This window comes from Actinomycetes bacterium (assembly GCA_024222295.1).
Classification (GTDB): domain Bacteria; phylum Actinomycetota; class Acidimicrobiia; order Acidimicrobiales; family Microtrichaceae; genus JAAEPF01.
The window spans coordinates 363535-389016 of sequence record JAAEPF010000023.1 but is presented as its reverse complement, the minus strand read 5'-3'; the positions used below and the strand labels follow the sequence as shown (position 1 = coordinate 389016).

At 68.4% G+C, this 25482-nt stretch carries 29 protein-coding genes; 3 read left to right on the top strand and 26 right to left on the bottom strand.

What is annotated here, in order from left to right; genetic code table 11:
* Positions 1 to 13: 13 nt before the first annotated feature.
* The 10 genes from GY812_07745 to GY812_07700 all read right to left on the bottom strand — a co-directional run bounded on the left by GY812_07745 (position 14) and on the right by GY812_07700 (position 7314).
* Positions 14 to 487 (bottom strand): NADH-quinone oxidoreductase subunit C, encoded by a 474-nt coding sequence (locus GY812_07745; GenBank protein MCP4435373.1) that lies wholly within the window; start codon positions 485 to 487, stop codon positions 14 to 16.
* Entirely contained in the window at positions 487 to 1080 is a 594-nt protein-coding gene (locus GY812_07740) for an NADH-quinone oxidoreductase subunit B (GenBank protein ID MCP4435372.1), read from the bottom strand. The genes GY812_07745 and GY812_07740 overlap by 1 nt, the downstream gene beginning before the upstream one ends.
* Positions 1080 to 1556: an NADH-quinone oxidoreductase subunit A gene (locus GY812_07735; GenBank protein MCP4435371.1), complete on the bottom strand. Its 477-nt coding sequence runs from the start codon at positions 1554 to 1556 to the stop codon at positions 1080 to 1082. Before GY812_07735 ends, GY812_07740 begins: the two co-directional genes overlap by 1 nt.
* Positions 1557 to 1558: 2 nt before the next feature.
* Positions 1559 to 2527, bottom strand: a complete 969-nt coding sequence (locus GY812_07730; protein ID MCP4435370.1) for a hypothetical protein — start codon at positions 2525 to 2527, stop codon at positions 1559 to 1561.
* A 20-nt stretch (positions 2528 to 2547) separates the two neighbouring features.
* A complete protein-coding gene (locus GY812_07725) occupies positions 2548 to 3789 on the bottom strand; it encodes a cytochrome c (protein MCP4435369.1) in 1242 nt (413 codons plus the stop codon).
* 57 nt (positions 3790 to 3846) lie between these two features.
* Entirely contained in the window at positions 3847 to 4737 is an 891-nt protein-coding gene (locus GY812_07720; protein ID MCP4435368.1) for a Rieske 2Fe-2S domain-containing protein, read from the bottom strand.
* 13 nt (positions 4738 to 4750) lie between these two features.
* A complete protein-coding gene (locus GY812_07715; GenBank protein MCP4435367.1) occupies positions 4751 to 5554 on the bottom strand; it encodes a menaquinol-cytochrome c reductase cytochrome b subunit in 804 nt (267 codons plus the stop codon).
* Positions 5555 to 5597: 43 nt separating this feature from the next.
* Positions 5598 to 6365, bottom strand: a complete 768-nt coding sequence (locus GY812_07710; GenBank protein ID MCP4435366.1) for a DUF4405 domain-containing protein — start codon at positions 6363 to 6365, stop codon at positions 5598 to 5600.
* 65 nt (positions 6366 to 6430) lie between these two features.
* Entirely contained in the window at positions 6431 to 6847 is a 417-nt protein-coding gene (locus GY812_07705) for a 4Fe-4S dicluster domain-containing protein (protein ID MCP4435365.1), read from the bottom strand.
* Between the two features lie 2 nt (positions 6848 to 6849).
* Positions 6850 to 7314 carry a hypothetical protein gene (locus GY812_07700; protein MCP4435364.1) on the bottom strand — a complete coding sequence of 155 codons (465 nt, stop codon included), beginning with the start codon at positions 7312 to 7314 and terminating at the stop codon, positions 6850 to 6852.
* Positions 7315 to 7653: 339 nt separating this feature from the next.
* Here GY812_07700 and GY812_07695 point away from each other — a divergent pair, with 339 nt between their 5' ends.
* The 3 genes from GY812_07695 to GY812_07685 are packed head-to-tail and all read left to right on the top strand — an operon-like array spanning position 7654 to position 10234.
* A complete protein-coding gene (locus GY812_07695) occupies positions 7654 to 8403 on the top strand; it encodes a c-type cytochrome (GenBank protein ID MCP4435363.1) in 750 nt (249 codons plus the stop codon).
* A 53-nt stretch (positions 8404 to 8456) separates the two neighbouring features.
* Positions 8457 to 9743: a geranylgeranyl reductase family protein gene (locus tag GY812_07690; protein ID MCP4435362.1), complete on the top strand. Its 1287-nt coding sequence runs from the start codon at positions 8457 to 8459 to the stop codon at positions 9741 to 9743.
* 44 nt (positions 9744 to 9787) lie between these two features.
* Entirely contained in the window at positions 9788 to 10234 is a 447-nt protein-coding gene (locus GY812_07685; protein MCP4435361.1) for a hypothetical protein, read from the top strand.
* On the opposite strand, the gene GY812_07680 is transcribed toward GY812_07685, so the two are convergent.
* The 16 genes from GY812_07680 to GY812_07605 all read right to left on the bottom strand — a co-directional run bounded on the left by GY812_07680 (position 10218) and on the right by GY812_07605 (position 25351).
* Positions 10218 to 11015: a hypothetical protein gene (locus GY812_07680; protein ID MCP4435360.1), complete on the bottom strand. Its 798-nt coding sequence runs from the start codon at positions 11013 to 11015 to the stop codon at positions 10218 to 10220. The genes GY812_07685 and GY812_07680 overlap by 17 nt on opposite strands.
* A 6-nt stretch (positions 11016 to 11021) precedes the next feature.
* On the bottom strand, positions 11022 to 12311 hold the full coding sequence (locus GY812_07675) for an aminotransferase class III-fold pyridoxal phosphate-dependent enzyme (protein ID MCP4435359.1): 1290 nt from the start codon (positions 12309 to 12311) through the stop codon (positions 11022 to 11024).
* Positions 12308 to 12850 carry a DinB family protein gene (locus GY812_07670; protein MCP4435358.1) on the bottom strand — a complete coding sequence of 181 codons (543 nt, stop codon included), beginning with the start codon at positions 12848 to 12850 and terminating at the stop codon, positions 12308 to 12310. Before GY812_07670 ends, GY812_07675 begins: the two co-directional genes overlap by 4 nt.
* 4 nt (positions 12851 to 12854) lie before the next feature.
* A complete protein-coding gene (gene hemB / locus GY812_07665; protein ID MCP4435357.1) occupies positions 12855 to 13838 on the bottom strand; it encodes a porphobilinogen synthase in 984 nt (327 codons plus the stop codon).
* Positions 13839 to 13917: 79 nt separating this feature from the next.
* Complete coding sequence (locus GY812_07660; protein MCP4435356.1) at positions 13918 to 14529, bottom strand: TetR/AcrR family transcriptional regulator; 612 nt, start codon at positions 14527 to 14529, stop codon at positions 13918 to 13920.
* The gene (locus tag GY812_07655; GenBank protein ID MCP4435355.1) at positions 14526 to 14975 is read right to left on the bottom strand and encodes an SRPBCC domain-containing protein; all 450 of its coding nucleotides are present in this window, start codon (positions 14973 to 14975) and stop codon (positions 14526 to 14528) included. Before GY812_07655 ends, GY812_07660 begins: the two co-directional genes overlap by 4 nt.
* A 113-nt stretch (positions 14976 to 15088) precedes the next feature.
* Positions 15089 to 15787, bottom strand: a complete 699-nt coding sequence (locus GY812_07650; GenBank protein ID MCP4435354.1) for an HAD family phosphatase — start codon at positions 15785 to 15787, stop codon at positions 15089 to 15091.
* On the bottom strand, positions 15784 to 17256 hold the full coding sequence (gene cobA, locus GY812_07645; GenBank protein MCP4435353.1) for a uroporphyrinogen-III C-methyltransferase: 1473 nt from the start codon (positions 17254 to 17256) through the stop codon (positions 15784 to 15786). Before cobA ends, GY812_07650 begins: the two co-directional genes overlap by 4 nt.
* Before the next feature lie 9 nt (positions 17257 to 17265).
* Positions 17266 to 18183 carry a hydroxymethylbilane synthase gene (gene hemC / locus GY812_07640; GenBank protein MCP4435352.1) on the bottom strand — a complete coding sequence of 306 codons (918 nt, stop codon included), beginning with the start codon at positions 18181 to 18183 and terminating at the stop codon, positions 17266 to 17268.
* 5 nt (positions 18184 to 18188) lie between these two features.
* A complete protein-coding gene (locus GY812_07635) occupies positions 18189 to 19451 on the bottom strand; it encodes a glutamyl-tRNA reductase (protein MCP4435351.1) in 1263 nt (420 codons plus the stop codon).
* 43 nt (positions 19452 to 19494) lie between these two features.
* Positions 19495 to 20169 carry a redox-sensing transcriptional repressor Rex gene (locus tag GY812_07630; GenBank protein MCP4435350.1) on the bottom strand — a complete coding sequence of 225 codons (675 nt, stop codon included), beginning with the start codon at positions 20167 to 20169 and terminating at the stop codon, positions 19495 to 19497.
* 65 nt (positions 20170 to 20234) lie between these two features.
* Complete coding sequence (locus tag GY812_07625; GenBank protein MCP4435349.1) at positions 20235 to 21743, bottom strand: long-chain fatty acid--CoA ligase; 1509 nt, start codon at positions 21741 to 21743, stop codon at positions 20235 to 20237.
* Positions 21744 to 21858: 115 nt separating this feature from the next.
* Positions 21859 to 22740, bottom strand: coding sequence for an SAM-dependent chlorinase/fluorinase (locus GY812_07620; protein ID MCP4435348.1), 882 nt, complete (start codon positions 22738 to 22740; stop codon positions 21859 to 21861).
* A gap of 2 nt (positions 22741 to 22742) precedes the next feature.
* Positions 22743 to 23495, bottom strand: a complete 753-nt coding sequence (gene proC / locus GY812_07615; GenBank protein MCP4435347.1) for a pyrroline-5-carboxylate reductase — start codon at positions 23493 to 23495, stop codon at positions 22743 to 22745.
* A gap of 210 nt (positions 23496 to 23705) precedes the next feature.
* Positions 23706 to 24176 carry a hypothetical protein gene (locus tag GY812_07610; GenBank protein MCP4435346.1) on the bottom strand — a complete coding sequence of 157 codons (471 nt, stop codon included), beginning with the start codon at positions 24174 to 24176 and terminating at the stop codon, positions 23706 to 23708.
* Positions 24167 to 25351 (bottom strand): glycosyltransferase, encoded by a 1185-nt coding sequence (locus GY812_07605; protein MCP4435345.1) that lies wholly within the window; start codon positions 25349 to 25351, stop codon positions 24167 to 24169. The genes GY812_07610 and GY812_07605 overlap by 10 nt, the downstream gene beginning before the upstream one ends.
* Positions 25352 to 25482 lie beyond the last annotated feature (131 nt).

The following is a 25482-nucleotide window of genomic DNA, read 5'->3' as shown; positions in this document are numbered from 1 at the left end:
TTGTCGTGGGTGGTCAGCGGGAGTTCCCGGCTGCCTTGAACTGCACCGGGATGTTGCCAACTGCGTAGTCCTTGCGCAGCGGGTGGCCTTCCCACTCGTCGGGCATCAGGATCCGGGTGAGGTGCGGGTGGCCTTCGAAGTGGATCCCGAACAGGTCCCAGGTCTCGCGCTCGTGGAAGTCGACACCCGGGTGCATCCCGGTGATGGATGCGATCGAGGCGTCGCCTTCGGGTACCTGCACCCGCACACGGATGCGCCGCCGCGCCGAGGGGTCGAGGAGGTTGGCAACGATCTCGAAGCGCTGTGGGTCCACACCCTCGGGCAGGTTTCGGGGGGCTTCGTAGCCGAGGTAGTCGACCCCGGTCAGGTCTGTGCACAGCCAGTAGCCGTCTTCGCGCAGCTTGGCGACGAGATCCAGGTAGGAATCACGGTCGGGATGCACGCAGGGCTGGCCGGCCGACTCCGAAGTGGGCGAGTCGTGCAGCATCAGGCGTCCACCCCGAAGTGCCCGGGTGCCTGCACAGCCACGGGCTGTGCGGCTTCGTCGAGGTGGAGCTCGGCGCCGCCACCGGTGCTCTCGCGGCGGCGCAGGATCTCACCGGTCTCGATCTGGCCGTGCAGGGTCATGATGGCCTGCATCAGCGTCTCGGGGCCGGGAGGACAGCCCGGCGCGTACACATCGACCGGCACCACCGTGTCGACACCCTGCACCAGGGCGTAGTCGTTGAACATGCCGCCCGATGAGGCACACACGCCCATCGAGATGACCCACTTGGGCTCGACCATCTGGTCATAGATGGTGCGCAGCACCGGGGCCATCTTCTGCGAGACGCGTCCGGCGACGATCATCACGTCGGCCTGACGGGGGGAGGCGCGGAAGACCTCCATGCCGTAGCGAGCCATGTCGTAGTGGGCGCCGCCGGCGGCCATCATCTCGATGGCGCAGCATGCGAGGCCGAACGTGGCCGGCCATGACGAACGCCGCCGCGACCAGCGCACGAGGTCCTCGAGCTTGCCGGTGAGGAAGTTGTGTTCCAGGCCAGCGAAGCCGTCGTCGCGGATGTCGCCCACGAGTCCCATCAGGCTGCCTCGCCCTGACGCTGTGCCGCCTCGTCCTCACGGCCGTCCGTGCCGACTCGCCTAACAGTGGTGCGCGCCGTGCGCGCAGCAGAGGACATCTGGCTGCGACGCAGCTGCTTGGCCGGACCCCAGTCGAGTGCGCCCTTGGAGATGAGGTACAGGAACGACTCGAAGACCGCAGCGGAGAAGATCACGATCGCGATGATCCCGTAGGCGCCGAGTGTGTCAACGACCATCGTGAACGGATAGAAGAAGATGATCTCGATGTCGAACACGATGAAGATCATTGCTATGAGGAAGAACCTCACCGGGAAGCGCTCAGGTGGGGACTCCTGGTCCACGATTCCGCACTCGTAGGGCGCCACCTTGGCGGGAGTCGGACGCGGAGGGTTGAGTATCCGCGACGCCACGAAGCTGATGCCTGCGAATAGTGCAGCCAGCACCAACAGCGCCAGGATCGGCAGCCACTGGCCCATGGTCAGCCCGCCTTGGCCGGATCCCAGTCCGCGCGGGCCTGCATCGCGGCCTTGTCACGCGTGTGCAGCATCCAGGCGAACACGGCGAACAGCACGCCGCTGAAGATCGTGAACAGCGCCGGGATGAGGCGGCGATTGCCGAGGTTTCGTTGCAGCACGACGGTGACGACCTCTGCCTCCTCGTCCACCTGGGCCGGAGGCGGGGCCTCGCCGGGAGCCACGACGACCGGCTCGTTCTTCTGGACCGTGATCGCTGCATACAGCGGCGGGTTCTTCAGCTGCAGCGTCGTGAGCACACGGTTCCATGCCCTCTGAAAGAGGTTGTCCTCGCCGGGCACTGTCTCGGGTTCGGCCCCAGGCTTGCCACCGGTGAAGTACACGTCGAGCACTGTGTAGTTGCCCGCGGTCTGATCACCGAACACCTCGGAGGCAACCAGAGCGGCGTCGGCCGCGGCCACCGCATCACCACGACGCGAGTCGGACTCGGGAAGGATGCGCCAATCGTTGAGCTCCTCGTCGAGGCGCTTCTTCTCCTCGGGTACGAGGGTGACCAGCTCGGTGAGGGTCTCGGGCACGAAGCCCTCGCCCTCTGCCGCCTCCACCTTGTTCTGGATGCTCGGGTCCGCAGTGACGATGTCCGCGTAGGACTGGGCGGCGTCGGGCAGCTCCTCGGTACGTGGGAGGTCAGCGACGACTTCGGTGATCACGGCATCGTCACGCGTGAAGTTGATCTCTTCTTCGATCCAACTCGGGTCGGCACCACGCAGGCCGATGCCGTAGATCCACCAGATGGCACCCATGGTGAAGCACCAGCCGGCAAGTGCGGCCATGGTGATGAGGAAGCCCTGGCGTACCCCTGTGTTCGTGGAGACGATGAGGAAGATCGAACCGATCAGCACGACCACGCCGGTGGCGACGACGAGGACGCCCCGGATGGCCGGGTCGAAGGCGATGGCTGCGAGTGTGGACATGTGTTCGTTGGCTCCCGGGATCACTCGGCGTCGCCGGCGGCGGACTCGGTGGTGTCACCGAGGGCATCCACCCCGGCGAACGTCGGTGATTCTGAAGTTCCAGCCACGGGCGACTTGACCGTGGTGTCGTTGGAGAGGTTGCGCTCCCAGGTGACGACCGCCCACACCTCGGCCGGCGTCAGCATTCCGGCGGGGCCCAGGTCGGGCACGCCCTCGTCGGACTGGCCCGCGTTGGGGTTGGCGCCGAAGCCGGGCATCTGCGGGTTGCCCTGCTTGCGTGAGAAGTACTGCTTGCCCTCTTCCATGCCGTCGAAGATGAGGGCGAAGTGTTGTTCGGGGGTGGCCTGGTTCTCGATTCCGGTCAGGTCCGGGCCGAAGGCGCCGTACTCGAGACGGGCAAAGGGCTGCCATGCCTGACCGTAGGCGGCACCCGCCACGTGGCAGCGGCCACACGAATACGCTCCCGCGGCGAGCTCCTGGTTGTTGAACAGGATCTCCCCCAGACGGATTTCGTCCTCGCGCGACAGCCGGTTGGCGGTCACCGGGTCTTCCAGCCCCTCATTGGACTTGTTGACCTCGTCGAGGCGTTCGAACAGCTCCGGGTCGATACCCTTCACGAGGCCGTTGACCTCGGCGCGCATCTCCTCCTGGGTCAGCTGAAAGGACCACATGTAGGCGATGAGCTCCTCGACCTGCTGGGTGGTGAGCGGGCCGCCGCCCGGCGCACCCCAGGCCGCCATGGGCGTGCCGGGACGACCCCAGTTGAGCACGTAGGTGACCTCGTCCTCGGAGTAGCGGTAGAGCACGTTGTTGAGCGCCGGTGCCGCCCAGTTCACCTGGGAGACGAACTGGCCGTTCTGGTCGCTGATGATGAAGTTGGCGACACCACCCACGCCACCGCCCGCGTGGCAGTTGACACACTGGGCACCCTCTTCGTAGAGACGTTGGCCACGCTCCACGAACGTCTCTTCGAAGGTTTCGATCGCGCCTTCCTGGCGGCCGGGCTCGGCCAGCCAGTAGATGGGCAGGGCGACTGCTATGAGTGCGAGTAGCCCGGCGGCCCAGAACAGGGACATGTTGAGCTTGCGACCCTCGAGCTCCTCGTCCTCGAGGTAGGGCTTGCGGTTGGCTGCGAGCTCGATCTCCGAGCCAACTTCCTTGCGACCAGCGCGCATGTTGGCGACGATCCAGATGACCGCGCCTATCAGGACGATGGCCAGTAGGACGAAGCCGAAGCTCTGTTGTGTCGTTGCGAGGGTCATCAGGTTCTCTTGGTTCTCCCGTGCGGATCAACCGGGTCGGTGTCTGCCCGGCCCGCCCTACTCTGAGTGCGCGCCCGTGGCGGCGCCGATGCAGTTCGGTCCTTCAGCTTCCTGACCGGTCGTGTTCACACCGATCGCCGGGCCGTTGATCACAGTTCCGGTGTCGACGATGAACGTGTCGCCGGAAACCTCCATGGCGAATCGATCCATGCCACGCGGCGCCGGGCCACCCTTCTTCTCTCCCACCTGGTTGTACTGGGAGCCGTGGCACGGGCACTCGAACCACTGGGAGCTGGTGCAGCTCGGAACGCGGCAGCCGAGGTGCGGGCACTTCTGGTAGATGGCGATCAAGCCCACCTCCATGCCCGTGAGCTCGGCCGGCGAGTAGACCTGCTCCGCCTTCGGAAGCGCCGCGGCGGGGTACTCGGTGATCCACATGCGACCCTCGGGCTGGTAGAGGAACCCGTTGTTGGCCTCGATCTCGGACTTGATGTCGCTGATCTTGCCGACCTTGATCTTGGAGCCGAACCCACTGGAGCCGGTGGGCCACAGGAACGCAGTGAAGGCACCGGCGGCGAACACACCGATGCTGATTCCCATGAGTGCCACGATCGAGCGATTGAGAAAGCCCCGACGCGATTCGTCGTAGGCCTCGGGGTCGGGCGCGACCCACGGTGCAGGGGGTTCGGCATCGGAGACGGGCTCGAGAGCCGAGGACCGCTCGGCGACAGCCACGCGCTCCAGCTCGCGGCCCGTGGGCGGGGCCGACACCGACTGCTCGGTCTCACGCTCCTTGCGGGCGGCCTTGTCCTTGCGGACCGCCTCACGGCTGAGTTGACCACCGCCGGTGGCACCCTCGACTTCGCGGCGGTTGGCCGCGCCGAGCAGCGCCACGGCAGCCGCCAGGACTCCCGCAAACACCAGTACTGCTATCCAGAAACCAGACATAGTTCAGGTCACCTCACAGCTCGAAGAAGAGCCCGTCAACCCAGGGCAGGGTGAAGTTGAATCCGGGGCCCCTGAAGAAGGAGCCGATGATGACCAGCACGGCCCAGAACATCAGGTGCACGGTCATCAATGAAACGGCGAACTTGCGATCCTCCGGCTTCTTGGAGGGGTTCTTGTCGATGTAGGGCGCCAGGATCAGGATGAAGATGCCCATGCCCGGAATCGTCACGCCGGCAACCATCGGGTGGAACATCGTGAGCAGTTCCTGCAGGCCGAGGAAGTACCAAGGGGCCTTCGACGGGTTGGGCGTCTCGTTGAAGTTGGCGAGCTCCAGCAGCGGAGCGTTGACCAGCCAGGAGAAGATGAAGGTGAAGGCCGTGCAGGCCAGGGCTGCAACGAACTCGATGACCAGCAGGTGCGGCCACACGTGGACCTTGTCCTGGGGCTTGGCCTTCACGTCCTGGATCGAACCCGACTTGACCACCGTCAGCAGGCGCTGGGTGTGACCACCCGGACCGGCACCGGTGGGCAGCCCACCACCGCCGGCGGCTGGAGCGGTCTCGGTCTTCGTGGCAACGGCGGTGCCGCCGCCGGAGTCACCCGAATCGGCAGAGGCGTCGCCGCCGCCCTTGCGGGCCTTGGCCGCCTTGGAGCGCTCGAGCAGGTGCGCAGGGATACGGGAATCGGCCTCGCCACCACCGGAGTCGCCGGCGTCGCCAGGCGACTCCTCCGCGGGCTCGTCCGCTGCCTTCTTGGCCGCGGCCTTGTCCTTGGCTTCCTGTGCCCTCTTGAGAAGGTGCTCTGGAACTTCTGTCATTGCTCCCTCCCGGTACGCACCCGGGTGCTTCGCAGTGCGCCCATCACAACGGCCCCGAGATGCCGCCGTCCTTGCGGACTCTCCAGAAATGGATGGCCATGAAGATGACGGTTATGAACGGGAAGAACAGTACGTGGAGCACATACCACCGGATCAGGGTGTCCGATCCGATCTCGGCGCCACCGAGCAGCACGAAGCGCACCTGGCTGCCCAGCACGGGCGTGTAGCCCATCATGTTGGTACCCACCGTCACCGCCCAAAGGGCCAGCTGGTCCCAGGGAAGCAGGTAGCCGGTGAACGACAACAGCAGGGTCATCGTCAGCAGGATCACTCCGATGACCCAGTTGAACTCGCGGGGAGCCTTGTAGGCCCCGTGGTAGAAGACCCGCGCCATGTGCAGGAACACGGCCAGCACCATCAGGTGAGCTGCCCATCTGTGCATGTTTCGCACCAGCAGCCCGAACGTGACCGAGGTCTGCAGTGCGTAGATGTCGTCCCACGCAGCTGCCGCGGTCGGGCGGTAGAAGAACATCAAGAAGATGCCCGTGACCGTGAGCAGGATGAACAGGAAGAAGCTGAGCCCGCCCAGGCAGAGCGTGTAGCTCACCTTCACGGCGTGGCGCTTCACCTTCACCGGGTGAAGGTGGTAGAGCACGCTGTTCATGATCACGTAGGAACGGTTCCTGGGGCTGTCGTTGTAGCCCTTGCGGAATATCGATCCCGGCCGGAAGATCGAGCTCCACGCCTGCGATCCCTGGACGTTGCCCTTGAGGTCTTCCCACTTCTCGGAGATGCCTCCGGAGCCCTGCATCGTCTTTGCCACGTGCTACTCCCTACTCTCGTGTCGCGCTGTCAGTCGAATCGTGCCGAGCGGCGTCATGCCAACCTCATCCCATAGCCGTAACCATGGCTGTTGGTGCGCTGGTGGCGGTCACCGTCGGGAGGGGGATCGCCGAGCTTGCCGAGGATGATCACACCGGTGGGGCACCGGTCGACACACAGTGCACAACGCGTGCACACATCGTCGTCGATCAGGAACACCACGTTGTCGGAAGGATCCTGCCCCGGCAGGTCGGTGTCCACCGCCTCGTCGATTGCACTCGGCGACACCATGTGGATGCACTTCCACGGGCAGATGTCGGCGCAACCGTCGCACTGGATGCACTCGGACTGATCGATGTGGATGAACTGCTTGGGCTTCACCGCCCGCCCGAGGTAGTCCGCGTCGACCTCGGCCAGCACGTAGTCGGTGCTGAACTCCGGAAGCGGGGGGTTTGCGTCGGTTACTGCCACGCTCAGGCTCGCTTGATGAGGGGACGGCCGTAGGGCGTTGTGGGCTCCACGGCGGCAGCCTCGGCTGCACGCTTGTCACGGTTCTGCCACCAGACCCAGAGCCAGATCTGTACGCCCAGCAGGACGACGTAGATCAGGGTGGCGATGATGTCGCGGAATGCCTCGGCGCTGAGGGTCATGGGGAACCAGTCCGAAGTGAAGACCCAGCCGACTCCGGGGGCGGTGACCGAGCCTCCCGGTCCGAACCAGATGACGTCGGGGCGCCAGCCGAGCTCCGTGTCTGCCCAGGTGAGCCACTGGTGGGGCACGACCCCGTAGGCCCAGAACAGGATGAAGAACACGTAGGTGCCTGCAACCGAGGCCTCGCCCCACGTGAAGGGATCGCCCACATGACGCCGCTTGGCGTACCAGAAAACCGGCAGCATCAGAACCACCAGCACCAGCATCGACGTGATGAATGCGACCACGTTTACCTCCTGTCGGTCCCACCGGGTGGTGGTCGACACCGCCCAGGGGGGCCGGACGGCAACTACGTCTCCGATTGTAGGTCGCGGCGAACAGTTGTACTGCACGCCCGGCCAACGGCCGCTGGTCTACCACGGCACATGCCCGCGAGGCACATTTGCGCCCGCGCTCCGTGGCGTGTTCGCGCAGTGTCACGAGCCCACCGACGGCCGATGCCGCCAGAGCTTGGTGGGTCGCCTCCCAAGTTGCATAGAGTGGGCGCGTCGTCCGGCTCGAACCGGCGGCTGCCGGCCCGGTCCGGCAACAGTCATGTGTGTCCCTCTCGACGCGCGGAGGCAGCGTTGACCGAAATCCCCGAACACCTCCTGGCCCGCAGCAAGCAGCGTCGGTCCGCGCTCACCGGCGAGGGTGACGCATCGGAGTCCGCAACGCCCGCCACCACCGAGTCGGCCGACTCTCCTGCGCCCACGGAGTCAGCTTCCGCGCCGGCGACGACGGCCGCGGCGGCGCCTGCTACCGAGCCGGAGCCGGAGCCGACCCCGCCCTGGGTGGAGGCCGCAGAGAGCCGCAAGAAGGTGCCGTGGTGGGCTGCCGCCGCACTGGCGATCGTGCCGCTCTACTTCATCGTCTACGCGTGGACGCTCGGCGAGCCGAGCGCCGGTGAGGGCCCCTTGGCCATCGGCGAGGAGATCTACGGCGTGGGCTGTGCCGGCTGCCACGGTGGCGGCGGTGGCGGCGGATCCGGACCCGCCCTCGCAGGTGGCGCGGTCGTGGAGACCTTCCCGGCGCCGGTGGACCAGGTCACCTGGATCGCACTGGGCTCGTCCGGCTACCAGGACGCTGGCCTGTCTACATACGGAGCCCAGGACAAGCCGATCAACGGCGGCATGCCCGGCCAGCAGGCCAACCTCAGCCCGGCCGAGATCATGGAGGTCGTGCTCGCGGAGCGGGTTGTCTTCGGCGGCGAGGACTTCGACGCGGCCGTGTGGGAGGAAGGCTTCGAGGAAGGGCTCACCCTCCTCGTTCCTGACCAGGTTGACGAGTACATGGCCGTGCTCGAGGAGTGGGCGGCCAACCCGCCTGCGGGCTGACCGCACACTCAGCACGACGGGCCTCGGCCTTGCTGAGGCTGCATACTCAGACCATGGCCCCCACCGACCAGAGTCCCGACCGCGCAACAGAGCACCACGACCTGCTCGTGATAGGCGGAGGGCCCGCCGGAAGTGCCACCGGCTACTGGGCCGCCCGGGCGGGCCTCGACGTGCTCGTAGTCGAAAAGAAGGACTTCCCGCGCGACAAGACCTGCGGCGACGGACTCACCCCGCGCGCCGTGCACCAGCTCGACGAGATGGGACTCACCGAGCGACTCACGCAGTATCACCGCTACGACGGGCTGCGCGCATGCGCCCATGGCCGCAGCATGGAACTGCACTGGCCCGAGCATCCGCTGTACCCGAGCCACGGCTACGTCGTGCGACGCAGCGAGCTCGACACCTTCGTGGCCGAGAACGCCCGGGGCGCCGGGGCGAAGCTCTTGACCGGCACCGAAGCCGTCGGACCGGTCACCGACGGCGGGCGCCTCGTGGGCGCGACACTCAAGGACAAGGCCAGCGGCGACCAGCGTGACGTCACGGCCGACTACGTGGTGGTGGCTGACGGCTCCAACTCGCGCTTCGGTCGGGCGCTCGGAGCCGCACGTGACCGCTCGATGGTGCAGGGCATGGCGATCCGCACCTACTACGAGAGCCCGCTGCACGCGGAACCCTGGATCGAGTCCGCGCTCGACGTGCGAGACCGCAACGGCAACTCTCTGCCCGGCTACGGATGGATCTTCCCCGCGGGCGACGGCACCATCAACGTGGGCGTCGGCCTGCTGTCGACCTTCCGCGACTACAAGTCGGTCAACACCAGCCACCTCATGAACGAGTTCGCCGCGACGCTGCCCGGCTACTGGGAGATCGATCCCGACAACCCGACGCAGGCACCCACCGGTGGGCGACTGCCCATGGGTGGCTCGGTGTCTCCCAAGTGCGGGCCCAACTGGATGATCGTCGGCGACGCCGGCGGGAGCATCAACCCTTTCAACGGCGAAGGGATCGACTACGCCTACGAGACCGGCAGACTCGCCGCATCGCTGGTCGCCGAGTGCGTTGCCACCGGCAGCGACCAGCCCTTGCAGCGCTACCCCGTGATCCTCGAGGCGGAGTACGGCACGTACTTCAAGGTGGCGCGGCTGTTCGCGCAGGTGATCGGCCGGCCGGCGCTGATGACCCAGCTCACACGGGTGGGCATGCGATCCCACACCCTCATGGACTGGGTGCTGCGCATCATGGCCAACCTGCTGCGCAGCGACGAGGTCGGCCCGGCCGAGGCTGTGTACCGCAGCGCCGCCACGGTCGCGAAGGTGCTCCCCGAGCCGAGCGTGGCCTGAGCCGGTAGGGCTGACCGTTGGACTCCGTCTGGTTCCGTCGGGTCGTGCCGGCCGTCCTAGTGCTGCTGGGCGTGGGTGGCCTGTGGCTGTTGTTCACCGGCGGCGACGACGGGACCACAGCCACGCATGGCGACTCCCCGCGGCTCGAGGTCGCGGGCACCGACACCCAGGAAGTGGCGTCGCTTGCCGGGCTCGGCCTGCCTGAAGGCACCGAGGACTTCCTCACGGCGCGTCTCGAAGACGACTCACAGCTCGACGTGACCTTCACGGTCGACCCTTCCACCGAGGCCGCATTCCTGGAGGCGTCGGAACTTGCGCAGCCCGTGGCCGACGAGCGAGTCATCTACCACTCGTCGCCACTGTGGAAGCTCAACGTCGAGGGAACGATCCGCGGCACATCGGATGTGCGCGGCGGCGTGTCCCGCTCGGTCGAGTTGGTACCGGAGGACGACCGCACCCGGGTGCGCGTCGTGATCACGCCGGCGGGCTGACGTCCCCCGGGGGCGCAGGCCTGCGGAAGCGTTCCGCCAGCCCACCCACCATCGACGGGGGAACCTCACCTGCTTCGATCAGGTCGAGGAGGCCCTCGAGCTCCACGTCGATACCCCGGGTCCACGCCCGCCTCGTGGCGAGCACACCCGCGCCGGCAGCGGCGGAGGCGGGGATACCGAGCCATGCCCACGGCGCCCACGCGAGCGCCGACACGGTCGACATCACCGTGCCGCCGCCGGCGACGAAGCTGCCGCCGACCTCCGCGAACGTGCGCGAAGACTGCAGGTCGACCACCATCGCGACGATCGACCGCTGCGCTTCCAGCTCGTGGGTGATCAACCGGATCGAGCGGACCTTGTCGGCGTTCTCCTTGCCGGTGAGCGAGCGCGCGGAACGCTGGACCGTCGCGACCACGTCCGTGCGACGGCGGTAATCGGCCACCTGTTCGGTTGACCGCACCCGCTTGAAGGCCCACGTTCTGCGTAGCCATTCATCGGCGAGCGACATGGCCGCACCCGGCTTCATGTCGACGACTCGGGCTGCCGAAACCGCGGCGGGGCCGGCGAGTCGGTCCACGGCGCCGGCGTCGTCGGCCAGCAGGCCTGCCTGCTCCTCTGCCAGTGCGCGATGCACCGCGGTGGTCGGCACCCCCAGGTCCGACGCAGCCGACACGAGCACGTCGGGTTCGAAGGCGTCGTCGGCCGTGCCCGGCTGGTCGCCCAGCTCGACGGCGCGCCTGAGAACTCGCTCTGCGGCGTCGCGGTCGAGCCTGCGCGCCATCTGGGCTCAACCCATCCTGCGGGCGACCTCGGTCGCCGCGTACACGGTCGCGGCGACTTCGGTCTCGCCGTGGGCCATCGACGGGAACATGACCTCGTAGGGGCCAGGCGCGAGGGCCACCCCGTGCTCGAGCATCCCATGGAAGAACTCCGGGTACCGGCCCAGGCCAACCGAGTCGGCGGCACCTGCGAAGTCCGTCGGCAGCGCACCATCGCCGAAGTAGAGCCCCACGAGTGATCCGACCCGTGGCACCCGTGCGGCCACGCCGACCTCGGCGAACGCGGCGGCCAGACCTTCTGCCAGGGACTCAGCCGTGTTCTCGAGGCGCCGGTACGCGCCGTCGTCCATGAGCGACAGGACGGTTGCCCCCGCGGCGGTGGCAACCGGGTTACCGGACAATGTGCCGGCCTGGTACACGTCGCCCACCGGCGCCAGGTGCTCCATGTGTGCCGCCGACGCTCCGAACGCGCCGATCGGCATCCCTCCGCCGATCACCTTGCCGAAGCACCAGAGGTCGGGTTGTACGCCGTATCGCTCGGTGGCGCCGCCCGGGCCGAGGCGGAACCCGGTGATCACCTCGTCGAACAGCAGCAACGCGCCCACACGGTCGCACTCGGCCCGCAACCCGTCCAGGAACCCGTCCCCGGGCGCCACGAGACCCATGTTGGCGGCAACCGGCTCGACCACCACGACGGCCACACTGTCATCCAGGTCGGGTACCACGTTGTAGGCAAGCACGGTGGTGTCGGCCACCGCAGCCGGCGTGACACCAGCCGAATCAGGGGCGGCCCCGCCCAGCAGGGCACCCTCCGCCACACCGCTGCCGGCGCCCGCCAGCAAGGAGTCGCTGTGGCCGTGGTAGTTGCCGTCGAACTTCACGATGCGGTCTCGACCGGTGATGCCACGCGCCAGACGGATTGCCGACATCGTGGCCTCGGTACCCGACGACACGAGCCGCACCTCCTGCATCCCCGGCACCCGGTCGCACAGCATCTCGGCAAGCACCACTTCGCCCTCGGTCGGGGCGCCGAAGGTCGTGCCGCGGCCCGCCACTTCGGTGATGGCCTCCACGACGTCGGGGTGCGCATGGCCGAGGATCGAGGCGCCGTAGGACTGCACCCAGTCGACGTACTCGTTGCCCTCGACGTCCCAAACCCGAGCGCCCTTGCCACGGTCGACGAAGTAGGGGGCGCCGCCCACCGACCGGAAGGCGCGCACGGGCGAGTTGACGCCGCCGGGGATGCGGCGCAGGGCCCGCTCGTTCAGCGCGGTATTGGTGAGTCGTCGCGCACTCACTGCCGCACGTCCCAGAGGTGGTGGACCGGGTCGTGGATGAAGTATCGGGCGAAGGTGTCGACGGTGAAAGAAGCCCCGTCGGAGCGATGGCCGGTGCGCCGCCACCCCTCACCGGTCACCGAGTCGAAGCGCACCGCAAGTGCGTCGGCCGCCTCCACGACCTCCACGGCCACGACGGCGGGGTCGGCATCGTTGTATCGCTCGACACGGGCCGTCTCATCCTGGTTCCAGTTGGGGTAGCGCGGACCGTCCTCGGTGAGCATCAGGTCGAGACGCTGGTCATAGATGCCGAACACATCGCGCACATGGCATGCATACTCCAGCGGCGACCACCGGTCCGCTCGCGGGCGTTGGCGCAGTGCATCGGTGGACCCACCCAGCAATTCGGCCCATTCACGTGCGTTTGCCCGCAGCATCGGTGCGACTTCCGTCGGGTCGAGGTTGGCGACGTCGAACCCGCACTCCGCACAGGTGCGCTCCAGCACCCAGGTCCAGTCGGACTCATCATCGACGATCGAATCGCCCGGTTCGTCACCCATCAACTCAATCTCCCAGCATCTCGGCGACCCGGCGAGCGAAATATGTGAGCACGAAGTCGGCTCCTGCCCGGCGAATTGCCGTCAGCTGCTCGATCGCTGCGGCATCACCATCGATCCAGCCGCGCTCGGCCGCCGCGTGCACCATCGCGTACTCACCGGACACGTGGTACGCCGCGACGGGCACGTCGATCCCACGTCGGACCGCCGAGACGATGTCGAGGTACGACATGGCCGGCTTCACCATCACCATGTCGGCGCCTTGTTCGACGTCGGCTCGTGCCTCCACGAGTGCCTCGCGAGCGTTGTGCCAGTCCTGCTGGTAGCCGCGACGGTCGCCGCCGTCGGCAATCTCCACGTCGACCGCGTCGCGGAACGGCCCGTACATCGACGACGCGTACTTGGCCGAGTAAGCGAGAATCCCGACCGAGGCTGCGTCGGCGTCGTCCAGTGCGTCGCGTATCGCTGCGACCTGGCCGTCCATCATCCCCGACGGCGCACACACGTCGACTCCAGCCTCGGCCTGGGCGACGGCCACGCGGGCGTAGAGCTCGAGGGTGGCGTCGTTGTCGACCTCGCCATCCGGGGTGACCACACCACAGTGGCCGTGGCTCGTGTACTCGTCGAGGCACAGGTCGGCCATCACCACCATCTGGTCGCCGACCTCTTCGCGGACGTCCGCTATCGCAAGCTGCACGATTCCCTCCGGGTCCCAGGCTCCGGAGCCGACGTCATCTTTGCGCGCAGGCACGCCGAAGAGGATCACCGCGGGTACGTCGAGCGCAGCCAGCTCGCTCACCTCCTTGCGAAGGGATTCACGCGTGTGCTGGCTCACCCCGGGCAGCGACTCGATCGGGGCGGGCGCATCGATGCCCTCGCGCACGAACAGGGGCGCGACCAGGTCGTCGACCGACAGGCGGGTCTCCGCCACGAGGCGCCGCATCGCGGGGCTCGTACGCAGTCGTCGTGGTCTGTGCTCGGGAAAGCTCACCGCGCAATGTTACGAGGCGAGCGCTTCGCCGCCCACCGGGGCTCCAGATGCTTCACGCGTCCGCCGACGCGCTGATTGCTCAGCGCGCTGGGCTGGCAGGACCGGGTGCGACCAGCGTCATTGCTGCATCCACTGCTGCGGCCACCAGGTCGTCGTCCACCTCGGAGCGCGCGACGACGCAGCGGAACCACACGGCTGCAACGACCACCTCGATCACGAGAGCGGCATCGACTCCGGGATCGGCCTCGCCTCGCTCGACGCCGCGCTCCACCACCACCGACATGCGCTCGAACCGGGTGGACCAGAACTCGTCGGTGATCCGGGCGATTTCCGGGTCGGCCGCGTGGCCGACCATCGCCGTGGCGAGCGCGTTGCCGAGAGGGTCCGACAGGTTGGCGGCGACCGACCGGGCCACCAGATCGAGGTCGCGACGCAGCGTGCCGCTGTCGGGCACGGGCACCTCGTCGGCGCTGCGCCGGGCCAACGCCTCGGCGACCAGGCGCTCGCGCGTGCCCCAGCGCCGGTAGACCGTTGTCTTGTGCACCCCTGCGGTCGTGGCCACCTCATCGATGCCGACTGCGTCGAATCCACCTTCGGCGAGCAGGGTCAGCGTGGCGTCGATGACAGCGGCTCCGACGCGGGCACTGCGACCGCCTGGCCGCCTGCGCGGCTCTGCCTCGGAGTCGGTCACGAGCCGCAGGGCGTGCGCGCCTCGGCGTGCGCCTTGATGGCCAGGTTCATGGCCTCGAACCCTGCGAGCGTGTTGGTGTCGAGGCCGGCTCGCAGCGCACGCACGGCCACGCCGCTGAACGACTCGCTGTGCACGAGTCGGGTTCCAGAAGGGGTGGGCTCAAGCTCGAAGCAGTGCCGACCGTCGAAGATGCCCCGGACCCCGAGGCGCCCGAGCCATTCGAACACCGCCTCGTGCTGCACATCGGTCACGACCGGGCGGAACTTCATCGTGCGGCCGCCGGGGGGCGACATCACGTTGGTCAGCCGCTCGCCGACGGCGACCTCACCGGTCGACGACACGATGAACGGATTCCATTCGGCGTAGCCGTTGAGGTCGGTGAGGACATCCCACACGACCTCGACCGGTGCGTCGATCTCGATGCTCGTGCTCAGTTGGTGCTTCATCGCGGGCTCCTTGCGGTTCGGTGGCGTGTTGCTGGTGCGAGTGCAGTAATGCAACACATGTTGCGTTACTGCCAGTATGCAGGAGTCGGGCACTTAATACAACCCGAATTGCGTTAGGAGTCGAGGCCGTCCCGCAGGGGGCCTGTCGGACAGAGGCCGGCGGGCGTGAGCTCGGAGCAACTGGACACGACCCTGTCCGCTTCGCCGAAGTCCATGTGCGCAGTCATGTGCCCCGGCACGGCGACAGCCACCATGCCCGCGGCCTTCGCCGCCCTCACCCCGATCACGGAGTCCTCGAGCGCCACCGACCGTGTGGGATCCACACCGAGGCGTTCGCACGCCAGGGTGTAGAGCGCCGGGTCGGGCTTGGTGCGCTCCACGTCGTCGCCGGTGCAGACCACTGCGAACCGATCCAGCAATGCGCGATCACCCAGGTGGGTGCGCACCCAGCTCCCCCGCGAGCTCGACGCCACCGCCATCGGCACTTGCTCAGCCATGAGTGCGTCCATCAACTCTCCCACTCCCTCGAGCAACTCCAGTCGCCTCGCGCGCTCGAGTCCGTCGGCGTTCCTCCATGGCTGCCACCGCTCGATGTCGACCTGCTCCCCCAACTGCTCGCCGAGGATCTCGCTCCAGTGCGGGTGGTCGGTGGTTCCGATGAAAGACGTCCACAGCTCGAGGCTCAGCTCCTCACCGTGGGCACGGAACACCTCGTTGGTGCTCTCGTAGCCGGTCCACTCCGTGTCGAGCATCAGGCCGTCGAAGTCGAACACGACGGCGTCGGGCAGACACCCCCGGCCGACGGCCGTCAACCGGTACCGCCCTGTGCTGCGAAGTGGGCGCACAGCGCGTCCACGAAGTCGTCGAGTGTCGACTGCTCGGGCTGCACCCCGACGGGCATCCCTGCGTCGCTCGCCGTCTGTGCAGTTATGGGCCCGATCGCCCCGACCACCGGTGGGCAGGTGCCGCCCATGGCGGCAACCCAGTTGCGCACGGCGGACGACGACGCGAACAACACCGCGTCGGCGGCCTCGATCCGCTCGCGTAGTGAGTCGGCGGGCACCGCGGGCACCGTGCGGTAGGCCGGCACCAGCTCCACGGTCCAGCCCCGCTCGGCCAGACCGTCGGGCAGGACGTCGCGGCCCTCCTGGGCGCGCAGGATCACCACCCGGCCTCCGCCGGCAGGCGGATCGGGGAACTCCTCGAGCAACGACTCGGCCACATGGCGACCGGGTACGAGGTCGGCGACCAGCCTGTGTTCAGCCAGCGCCGACGCGGTGCCCGGACCGATCGCTGCCACCGAAACCCCGGCCAGGTCACGCGCGTCGCGCAGCGAGTCGGCGAGTCGTTCAGCCCCGTTGGGGGAGGTGACCACGACCCAGTTGGCGGTGGCGATCCCGTCGATCGCCGCCCGGAGTGAAGCGCCCCCGTCGTCCGCGTCGACCACTTCGATCGTCGGCGCCACGATCACGTCGGCCCCGCGGCGCGACAGCAGGTCGGCCAGCCCACCGGCCTGGGCCTTCGCCCGGGTGACCACGACGCTGCGCCCGAACAACGGGCGCCGCTCGAACCAGTCGAGCTCTTCGCCTGCCACGTTGCCGACCACGATCGTGGCCGGCGGGGCCATGTCGGCCTGCTCGAGGGTCGACAGCGTGGCGCGTACGGTGCGCTGGCGAGGTGTGGTCCCCCACTGCACCGCCGCCGCGGGCGTGAGCGGATCCAAGCCGCCCGACAGCAACCTCTGGCGGATCGACTGCCAGCGGCCGACACCCATCAGGATCACGATGGTGCCGCCGCCGGATGCGATGGCCTCCCAGTCGACATCCGTGCGACCCTTCGACAGATCCTCGTGGCCGGTCACGACAGTCACGTGGGTCGACGAGTAGCGCAACGTCACCGGGATGCCCGCATAGGCCGGAGCGGCGAAGGCAGACGTGATGCCGGGCACGACCTCGTAGTCGACACCCGCCGCCTCCAGCGCAGCCGCCTCCTCGGCGCCACGAGCGAACACGAACGGGTCGCCGCCCTTCAGGCGCACCACGCAACGCCCCGCGCGGCCGTGCGCGACGAGCAGCTCGTTGATCCGGTCCTGGGAGACAGACGAGCCCGAAGGATCCTTGCCGACGTTGACCATCTCGCATCCGGGCGGAGCCATTTCGAGCAGCTCGGCTGCGGTCAGCCGGTCAAACACCACCACATCGGCGATCGCGAGCAGTTGCGCGCCGCGGACCGTTACGAGACCCGGGTCACCGGGACCAGCGCCTACGAGGTGGACCGTCACGGGCTCAGCCTACGAGTCGGACCCGTCACCCTCGACCCGGTTTCGCAGCTCGGCGGCCATTCGTCGCCCCAGAACCTCGCCATCCTCACCGCTGGCCCGGGCGCGCTCGACCCGTACGACAGCAGAGCCATCGGTGACCTCGGGGGCCAGCACGGCCGAAAGGTGCAGGGTGCCGCCGTCGAGCGTTGCATGCGCCCCCGCCGGCAGCGAACAGTCGCCACCGAGCTCGAGGAGGAACGCTCGCTCACAGTCGAGGACCCGGCGACTGGCGGAGTGTTCGATACCACCCAGCAGCGCGATGGCCCTCTCGTCATCAGCGCGGCACTCCACCGCCAGAGCACCCTGGCCGACCTGGGGCACCATCACCTCGGCGTCCAGCACCTCGGTGATCCGCCGGCGCAGGCCCAACCGCTCGAGCGCCACCGCTGCCACCACGATCGCCGAGTACTCCGGGGCGCGCTCGAGGCGGGTGGCCATGTTGCCCCGCAACTCGGCGAACCCGAGCCCCGCCACAGCCTCCGCCAGCTGCACCCGGCGGCGCGCCGAACCGGTGGCCACCACCGCACCATCACCCAACGCGGAGAGGGTGGATCCCACCAGTGCGTCGCGTGGATCGCCCCGCTCGGGTACCGCCGCGATCACGAGGCCGTCGGGTGTGAGCGCGGGTAGGTCCTTTGCCGAGTGCACGGCGATGTCGGCGCGTCCATCGAGCACTGCCGCCTGGACCTCCTTCGCGAACACTCCCTTGCCGCCGATGACCGAGAGCGGCACGTCGGTGCGGCGGTCGCCCTCGGTGCTCAGCGGCACGATCTCGACGCCGAGGCCAGGGTGCGCCCCGGCCAGCAGCGCCGCTACGTGGTCGGCCTGCCAGCGCGCCAGCGCGGAGGCCCGTGTGGCAATCCGCAGCGGCTCCTTGGCGGCGGACAAGTGGCTCAGAGGTCGAACAGCTCTGCGAGCGAGGCGGCCAGACGATCACCCCGCGACGAGCCCGCGGCGTCCTTCAGGCGAACCGTGGGGTCGTGCAGCAGCTTCGCCACTATGCCCTTGGTGAGGGCTTCGACGACCTCTCGCTCTGACTCCTGCAGACCTGCGAGCTTCTGGGCGAAGCGTTCCAGTTCGGTGTTGCGGATCTCCTCGGCGCGACGGTGCATCCCCGAGACGAGTGGTGCGACCTCGCGTGCCGACGATGCTGCGGTGAACCGCTGCACCTCGTGATCCACGATCCGGCGCACGGCTGTGGCCTCGCGGCGGCGCTCGTCGAGGGCGGACTCGGTGATCTCCGCCACCGCAGACATGTCGAGCACCTCGACGCCATCGATGTCGGCAACGGCGGGGTCGACGTCACGGGGAACCGCCACGTCGACGACGAGCAGCGGTGTGCTGCGGCCACGGACCGCCTCGGCCACGGTGCGGGCATCAAGCAACACCTCTGGCGCGCCGGTTGCGGCCAGCACCACGTCGGCATCGCGCAGGTGGTCGCCGATGTCACCGATACCGACAACCGATGCGTCGGCATCGAGCTCGGCTGCAAGCTCTGCGGCCCTCTCGGCGCCGCGGTTGGCAAGCACCAGGGCGTTGACGTCCTCAGCCGCGACGAAGTCGGCCATTCCACGACCCATCGCGCCGGCGCCGAGAACCACCACGTTGCGACCCGCGAGTGATCCGAGCCGCTCGGATGCGATCTGCACGGCCGCCTGCGACACCGAGGTGGTGTGCTCACCGATCGAGGTTTCGGTGCGCGCCCGCTTGCCGACCTCGAGGGCATGGCGAAACAGCAGGTTGAGCCCGCGGCGGGCAGTGCCCTCGGAACGGGCCACCTCCCACGCCGAGCGAACCTGACCCTGGATCTCGTGCTCGCCGGGAACCGCGGAGTCGAGTCCGGCGGCCACCTCGAACAGGTGGGAGACGGCCTGCTCGTCGTAGTGCACGTAGAGGCTGTCCGCGAACCGGTCGGGCGGCAGGTAGGTGAGGTCGGAGAAGAAGTCACGCACCTCGCCGAAAGCGCCGTGGAAACGCTCTGCAACGAGGTAGACCTCGGTGCGGTTGCAGGTCGCCAGCACCACTGCCTCGGAGGTGTGCTCACCCTCCTCGAGATGGTGCAGCAGCTTCGGAAGCGCGTCGCCGCGCACCGACATGCGCTCGAGGAGCTCGAGCGGTGCCGTGCGGTGATTTGCTCCTACGACGACAATCGACATCTGCTTCCAATGCTACTGCCAGCACCCGGGGCGGGGTCCAGCGTCAACCCGCGTTGCCCAGCGGTTCACCGCGCCGTCCCTCGTGGAAGGCGAGTATCTCAAGCTCCGAAGCAACGTCGACGTGACGAACGACCACGTCCTCGGGAACCTCGATGACGGTCGGAGCGAAGCTCAGGATCGAACGCACCCCGGCACCAACCAGCGCGTCGGCCACCTGCTGTGCCGCGTCGGGAGGCGTGGTGAGGATGCCGATTGCCACCTCGGAATCAGCGATCACGGTGCCGAGGTCGTCCTGGTGTGACACGGTCACACCTGCGATGGTCGTGCCGATCCGGTTGGGGTCCACGTCGACCGCGGCAACCACGTCGAATCCCCTGTCGCGGAAGCCTGCGAACGAGATGAGCGCAGATCCGAGGTTGCCGACGCCGACCACCACGCAGTTCCAGCCACGCTGGAGGCCCAGGTCGTTGCGGATCTCTTCGAGGAGCTGGTCGACCTCGTAACCGACACCGCGGGTGCCGTAGCTGCCGAAGTAGGACAGGTCCTTGCGGACCTTGGCGGCGTTCACGCCGGCCATCTCTGCGATCTGCTCGGAGGACACCTTGGTGGTTCCCGTCCGACTCAGACCCAGCAGTGCCCGGTGGTACAGGGGCAGCCGTGCGACTGTTGCGTCGGGGATGTCACGGTCGTCCGCGCCCTGCCGGTTGCCACTGGACATGGTTGCAACCTACCCGGCTCGTGCATTTCTTCACAAAGTCGCGTGGCCGGCCCGACCGGCCTCCATCAGTCGTTGTCGGCTTCGCGAAGCACCCTGCGGATCACCTTGCCGCCGAGGCCCACCGGGATGTCTTCGACGAACACCACCTTGTTGGGGCACTTGTAGCGGGCGAGCCGCTCGGCCACGAAGTCGATGACGTCGTCTTCCTCGACCGACATCCCCGCGCGGGTGACCACGTAGGCCTTCACCGCCTCACCGGTGTAGGGGTGCGGCACGCCAAGCACCGCAGCCCGCTCGATCGCCGGGTGCTCATGCAGGACCTCTTCGACCTCAGCGGGAAAGACGTTGAACCCCGACACGATGATCAGGTCCTTGATCCGGTCGACCAGGAAGATGAACCCGTCGTCGTCTACCACGGCGAGGTCGCCGGTGTGCAGCCAGCCGTCGCTGTCGAGGATGCGGTCGGTGGCTTCCTGGTCCTCCCAGTAGCCATCGAACACGTTGGGGCCGCGCACCCAGATCTCACCGGTGTCACCGATCAGAACGTCCGAGCCCTCGAGGTCGACCAACCGCATCTCGAGGCCGGGCACGGGGCGGCCGACCGATCCGCGGGGGGCTCCGAGCCCCGCTGCCGAGGTGACCACCGGTGAAGCCTCGGTAAGGCCGTAGCCCTCGGTGAGCTCGATGCCGTAACGGCCCTCGACCGCTTCCGCGACCTCGGGTGCGAGCTTGGCCGCTCCGGAGGTGGCGAGGCGCACGGTGGACATGAGACCCGGTTCCACACCGGTCAGCCCCGCGAATGCCGCCCACATGTTGGGGGGACCCGAAACGGTGGTGACCCGGTGCTTCGAGATCGCCTCGAGGGCGGTCACCGGGTCGAAGCGCTCCACGAGCAGGATCGCGGAGCCGACGCTGAGCGCAGTCCCGAGAACCACGTTGAGCCCGAAGATGTGAAACAGCGGCAACAGGCCGAAGGCCACGTCGCCGGGGACCGGCGCGGCCTCCTCGGCCGCGGCGAAGACCTGGCGCAGGTTGATCGAGAGGTTCTCGTGGGTGAGCCGGGCTGCGCGCGGAGCCCCCGCAGTGCCGGAAGTGAAGCAGAGCACCGCGAGGTCGTCCCCCGCGCGGTCGACGAGCGCCACGGGATCCGAGGCGACCAGGTCATCGAGCTCGGTCCCGCCATCGGGGCAGAAGCCGGCGCCTACGCGGAACCGCAGTCCGGGAACCGCGTCGGCGTCGATCTGCTCGAAGGACACACGTGCGGCCGGGCCGATGACCGCGGCAACGGCGCCGATGGCCACCAGCTCCCGCTTGAGCTCGGCCGGTGGAGCCTGGGGGTTGAGCGGCACCGCCACCGCGCCCATGCCTATCGCAGCGAGGTAGCTGACCACGAAGTACCAGTTGTTGTTGGCGATGATCGCCACCCGGTCACCGGGCTGCACCCCGAGGCCCGTGAAGCCGCCGCGAAGGCCTGCCACCTGGGCGCGCAGTGTGCCATATGTGGTCCTCTGGCCCCTGCTGATCAACGCGACTGCGTCATCGGCATGGTCCTCGATGAGTGCGGCGTAGTTCACGGCGCGGGCAACCTACTGCCTCAGCACCACCAGTTGCAGGAAGGAAGCACCCACCAGCAACAGGAGCAGAATGACGATCGCGATCGTTGTGTTGCGTCTCATGGCCCGCCCACGATCATGGCGCACCGCGGCGGTCGGGATGGACACCGAGCTCGACCTCGACCTCGACACCGGCTGGAGCGTCCGTCGGCGACAACACCACTTCTTCGCCGGCGGCCACGCCCAGGGCTTCGACCGCCGAAGCCCTGGCGAGCACCGCTGCCACCAGCCCGTAGCTGTCGACCACGAGTCCGAACGAGCCCGGTGGCACATCATCGAAGGTGCCAGCTCGCTGTGCGACGTGGGTGCGGCCCGCCGCGGACAGCGTGAACGCGGTGGCGCCCTCCGGCAGGTCGTCGGGGTCGAGGTTGAGCTGGGCGTTGCCGAAGCGGTCCACCCACAGCACCTCGGTGTGCAGGCCATCCGGTTCCTGCCGCGACAGAGGCAGGGTGGCCGGCAGCAGCGAGGCCGGGTCGACCTCGGTCCCGAGGTCCGCCAACCCGACCCCCCGGCAGAGTGCCGCGACGGCGGGGGCGAACACATCGCGGCCGTCGAAGGTGTTGCCGCCGCCGGGCAGGTGGTACTCGGCGTTGTCGAGCTCCACGGCGGTCCCGGCCCCGCCGACCATCGACACGGCCGGCGCAAGCAGCCCGTTGTCGGGTCCGACCAGCACAGACGCACCGTCGCCCACTTCGATGGCGACGCCGCGACGGCTCGTGCCGACTCCCGGGTCGACCACGGCCAGCACCACACCTGGGCACAGGTACTGCGCGCTGCGGGCCAGGGTCAAGGCTCCTGCGCTCACGTCGAACGGGGCGATGTCGTGGGTGACGTCGACCACTCCCACACCGGGTGCAAGCGCGCGCAGTACGGAATGCACGATCCCGACGAACTCATCGGCACGCCCGTAGTCGGACAGGAACGAGACCGTGTCGTATCGGAGTTCGGACCCGGCCACCGTCAACCCAACTCGGTCGATCGCGTCGCCGCGGCATCGACCGCATCGATCAACGCTGCGCGCACCGCGCGGTCCTCGAGTGCACGCAGGCCGGCAGCCGTGGTTCCGCCCGGTGAGGTGACGGCTGCTCGGAGTTGCTCGGGGGTGACCCGGGGATCCTCGAGCAGGCGCGCGGCGCCGAGCAGGGTCTGGCGGGCGAGGCGATCTGCGACGTCCCGTGCAAGACCGGCGAGCACTCCACCCTCCACGAGTGCCTCGGCGACCATGAACATGTAGGCCGGGCCGGAGCCGGAGAGGCCGGTGACGGCGTCCATCGACTTCTCCGGCACCTGCTCCACGATGCCCACCGCCCCCAGGGTCTCGGTGGCCCAAGCGATGTCTGCCTCACCGACGTCGCGGCCGGCACAGATCGCCGACGCAGCAGCGCCAACCAGCGCGGCGGTGTTGGGCATGGCCCGGATGACGGCGATTCCGTGACCGGCTGCAGCCTCGAGCGGTTCGAGCCTCACCCCGGCTGCGATGGACAGCACCCGGTGCACCCCCGCTGCGGCTGCCTTCTCGAGTGCGTGTAGGGCATCAGCCGGTTTGGTCGCCAGCACCAGTCCCTCGCATGCAACGGCCGAGTCGGCCACCTGCACGCCGGGAAGGAGGTGTTCCAGTTCGATGCGGCGCGCGTCCAGCACCTCGACCACGCGGATCTCTGCCGGCTCGTGAACGCCATGGTCGACCAGGCCCTTCACGAGTGCCTCCGCCATGCGACCGCCGCCGATGAACTGAAGGGGGATCACGGCCCAGAGGCTACCGGGGGACGGGTCCGACTGCTTCCCCGGCGCCGGACCCGCACCCCGATGTCGGCCAACGTACGCCCGCGGGCGCCATCTGTCACCGGGTCGCGCGGCCCGTTGACAGGCCTCGCACAGCGCGGCGGCCCGGCGCTGCGCCCAGCCCGGGCGCGACACGCGGAGTCAGCGCTTGAATCGGTCGCCGAAGCCGAGGCGCATGGCGGGCACGAACAACTGCTCGGTGCTCTGGTGCAGGGATCCGAGCACACGGTCGAGCTGCGCGGCGTCGATGAACTCGATCGGCAGCTCCATACGTGCGTACACGGCCTCCTCGGCACCGATGGACAGCGCCACGGACCGGAGGCGGTCGACCGAGCGCAGCAGGTACTCCCACAGCGCCTCGGGCGGCTCCAACGGTGCGGGAACGAGTTGGGTCTCGGCGTGAAGCGAGCGTTGTCGGAGGTCGAGCCAGACGGTGAAGACCTCCTTCTCCTCGCCGTTGAGGCGCACCATCCACCGGCGGGCGTCGGGGTCCGGGTCGCGCTGAGCCGCGGCTACGGCGGGGTTGCCGTCGAGCTCGCCGTCCAGCCACTGCTCGATCGTTGCTGCGGCAGCCTCGTACTCCTCGGGGCTCGGGGGCCTGCTCAGCTGCACTGCACCAGGGCGTTGCTCGCCAGATCGGCATAGAGCCTGCGCAAGCGGCCCGCTGTGCCGGCCCACGAGTAGCGCGATGCATCCCGGGAGGCGGCCTCGCCCATGCGGATCGCCAGGGCGGGGTCGGCAAAGAGCTCGTCGACGCCCGCGGCCATCGCCGCGGGGTCGGCGCCGTCGACGAGGAAGCCCGTCTCGCCGTCACGCACGAGCGTCCGCAGGCCGCCCACGGCGGCCGCGACCACGGGCACGCCGCAAGCAGCGGCTTCGAGTGCCACCAGTCCGAACGACTCTGACCTGCTGGGCACCACGACGACGTCGGCGGACCGGTACCAGGTCGACAGTGCGTGATGTGGCTGCGGGTCCACGAAGGTGACCCGGTCGGTGAGGCCGCGTTCGGCCACGAGCTTCTCCACGCGGTCGGCCTCGGCCTCGCCACCGGGACCGGACGGCCCGCCGACCACGACGAGTCGTGCGTCGTCCCGCTCGACCATTGACAGCGCCTCTACGGCCACCGTGAGTCCCTTGAGCGGCTGGATGCGGCCGACGAACAACATGGTCGGCCTGTCATCGAGGCCGAGGCCGGCCCTCGCGCCGGCGCGGTCACCAGGGGAGAAGAACGCATGATCGACGCCGGGGGGTACGAGCTCGATGCGGGCCGGGTCCGCGCCGTAGAACTGGAGGAGCTGGTCGGCCTCGACCGGGTTGGACGCGCAGATCGAGTCACAACAGCCGATCGTCTCCGCCTCTGCGCGCGCACGTGCGAGCGGCTCGATGTCACCGGCCTCTGCCTTGACCCGGGCGAGTGTGTGGAAGGTGGCTACCAGCGGCAGTGACATCCGGTGCTTGAGGCGGTGGCCGGCCACAGCGGACAGCCAGTAGTTGGCGTGCAGCACTTCGACATCGGAGCCGATCAGGTCGGCCTCGACGCCGTCGGCGAACTCCTCGACCCAGTCCGCCAGGTCTTCCTTGGGTGCATCGACGGGACCTGCGTCGACATGCACGACCTCGAGGCCCGGCTCGACGGTGATCCGCTCGGGCAGGTCGGCAGCCCACCGGCGCACGTAGACCTTCACCGGTACGCCCGCACGGGCCAGTGAACCCGCCAGTTCGCGCACGTAGACGTTCATGCCGCCGGAATCGCCAGTGCCCGGTTGGACGAGGGGCGACGTATGCATGGAAAGGACCGCTACAGAACCCACAAAGGCTCCAACTCCTGGAAGGCCGGACTATTCCCGATCGAGGTAGTCAGGTTTCACAGGGTACGCCACGTCGCAGGAACAGCGGAAAGCAACCAGAAGAGGCTTCG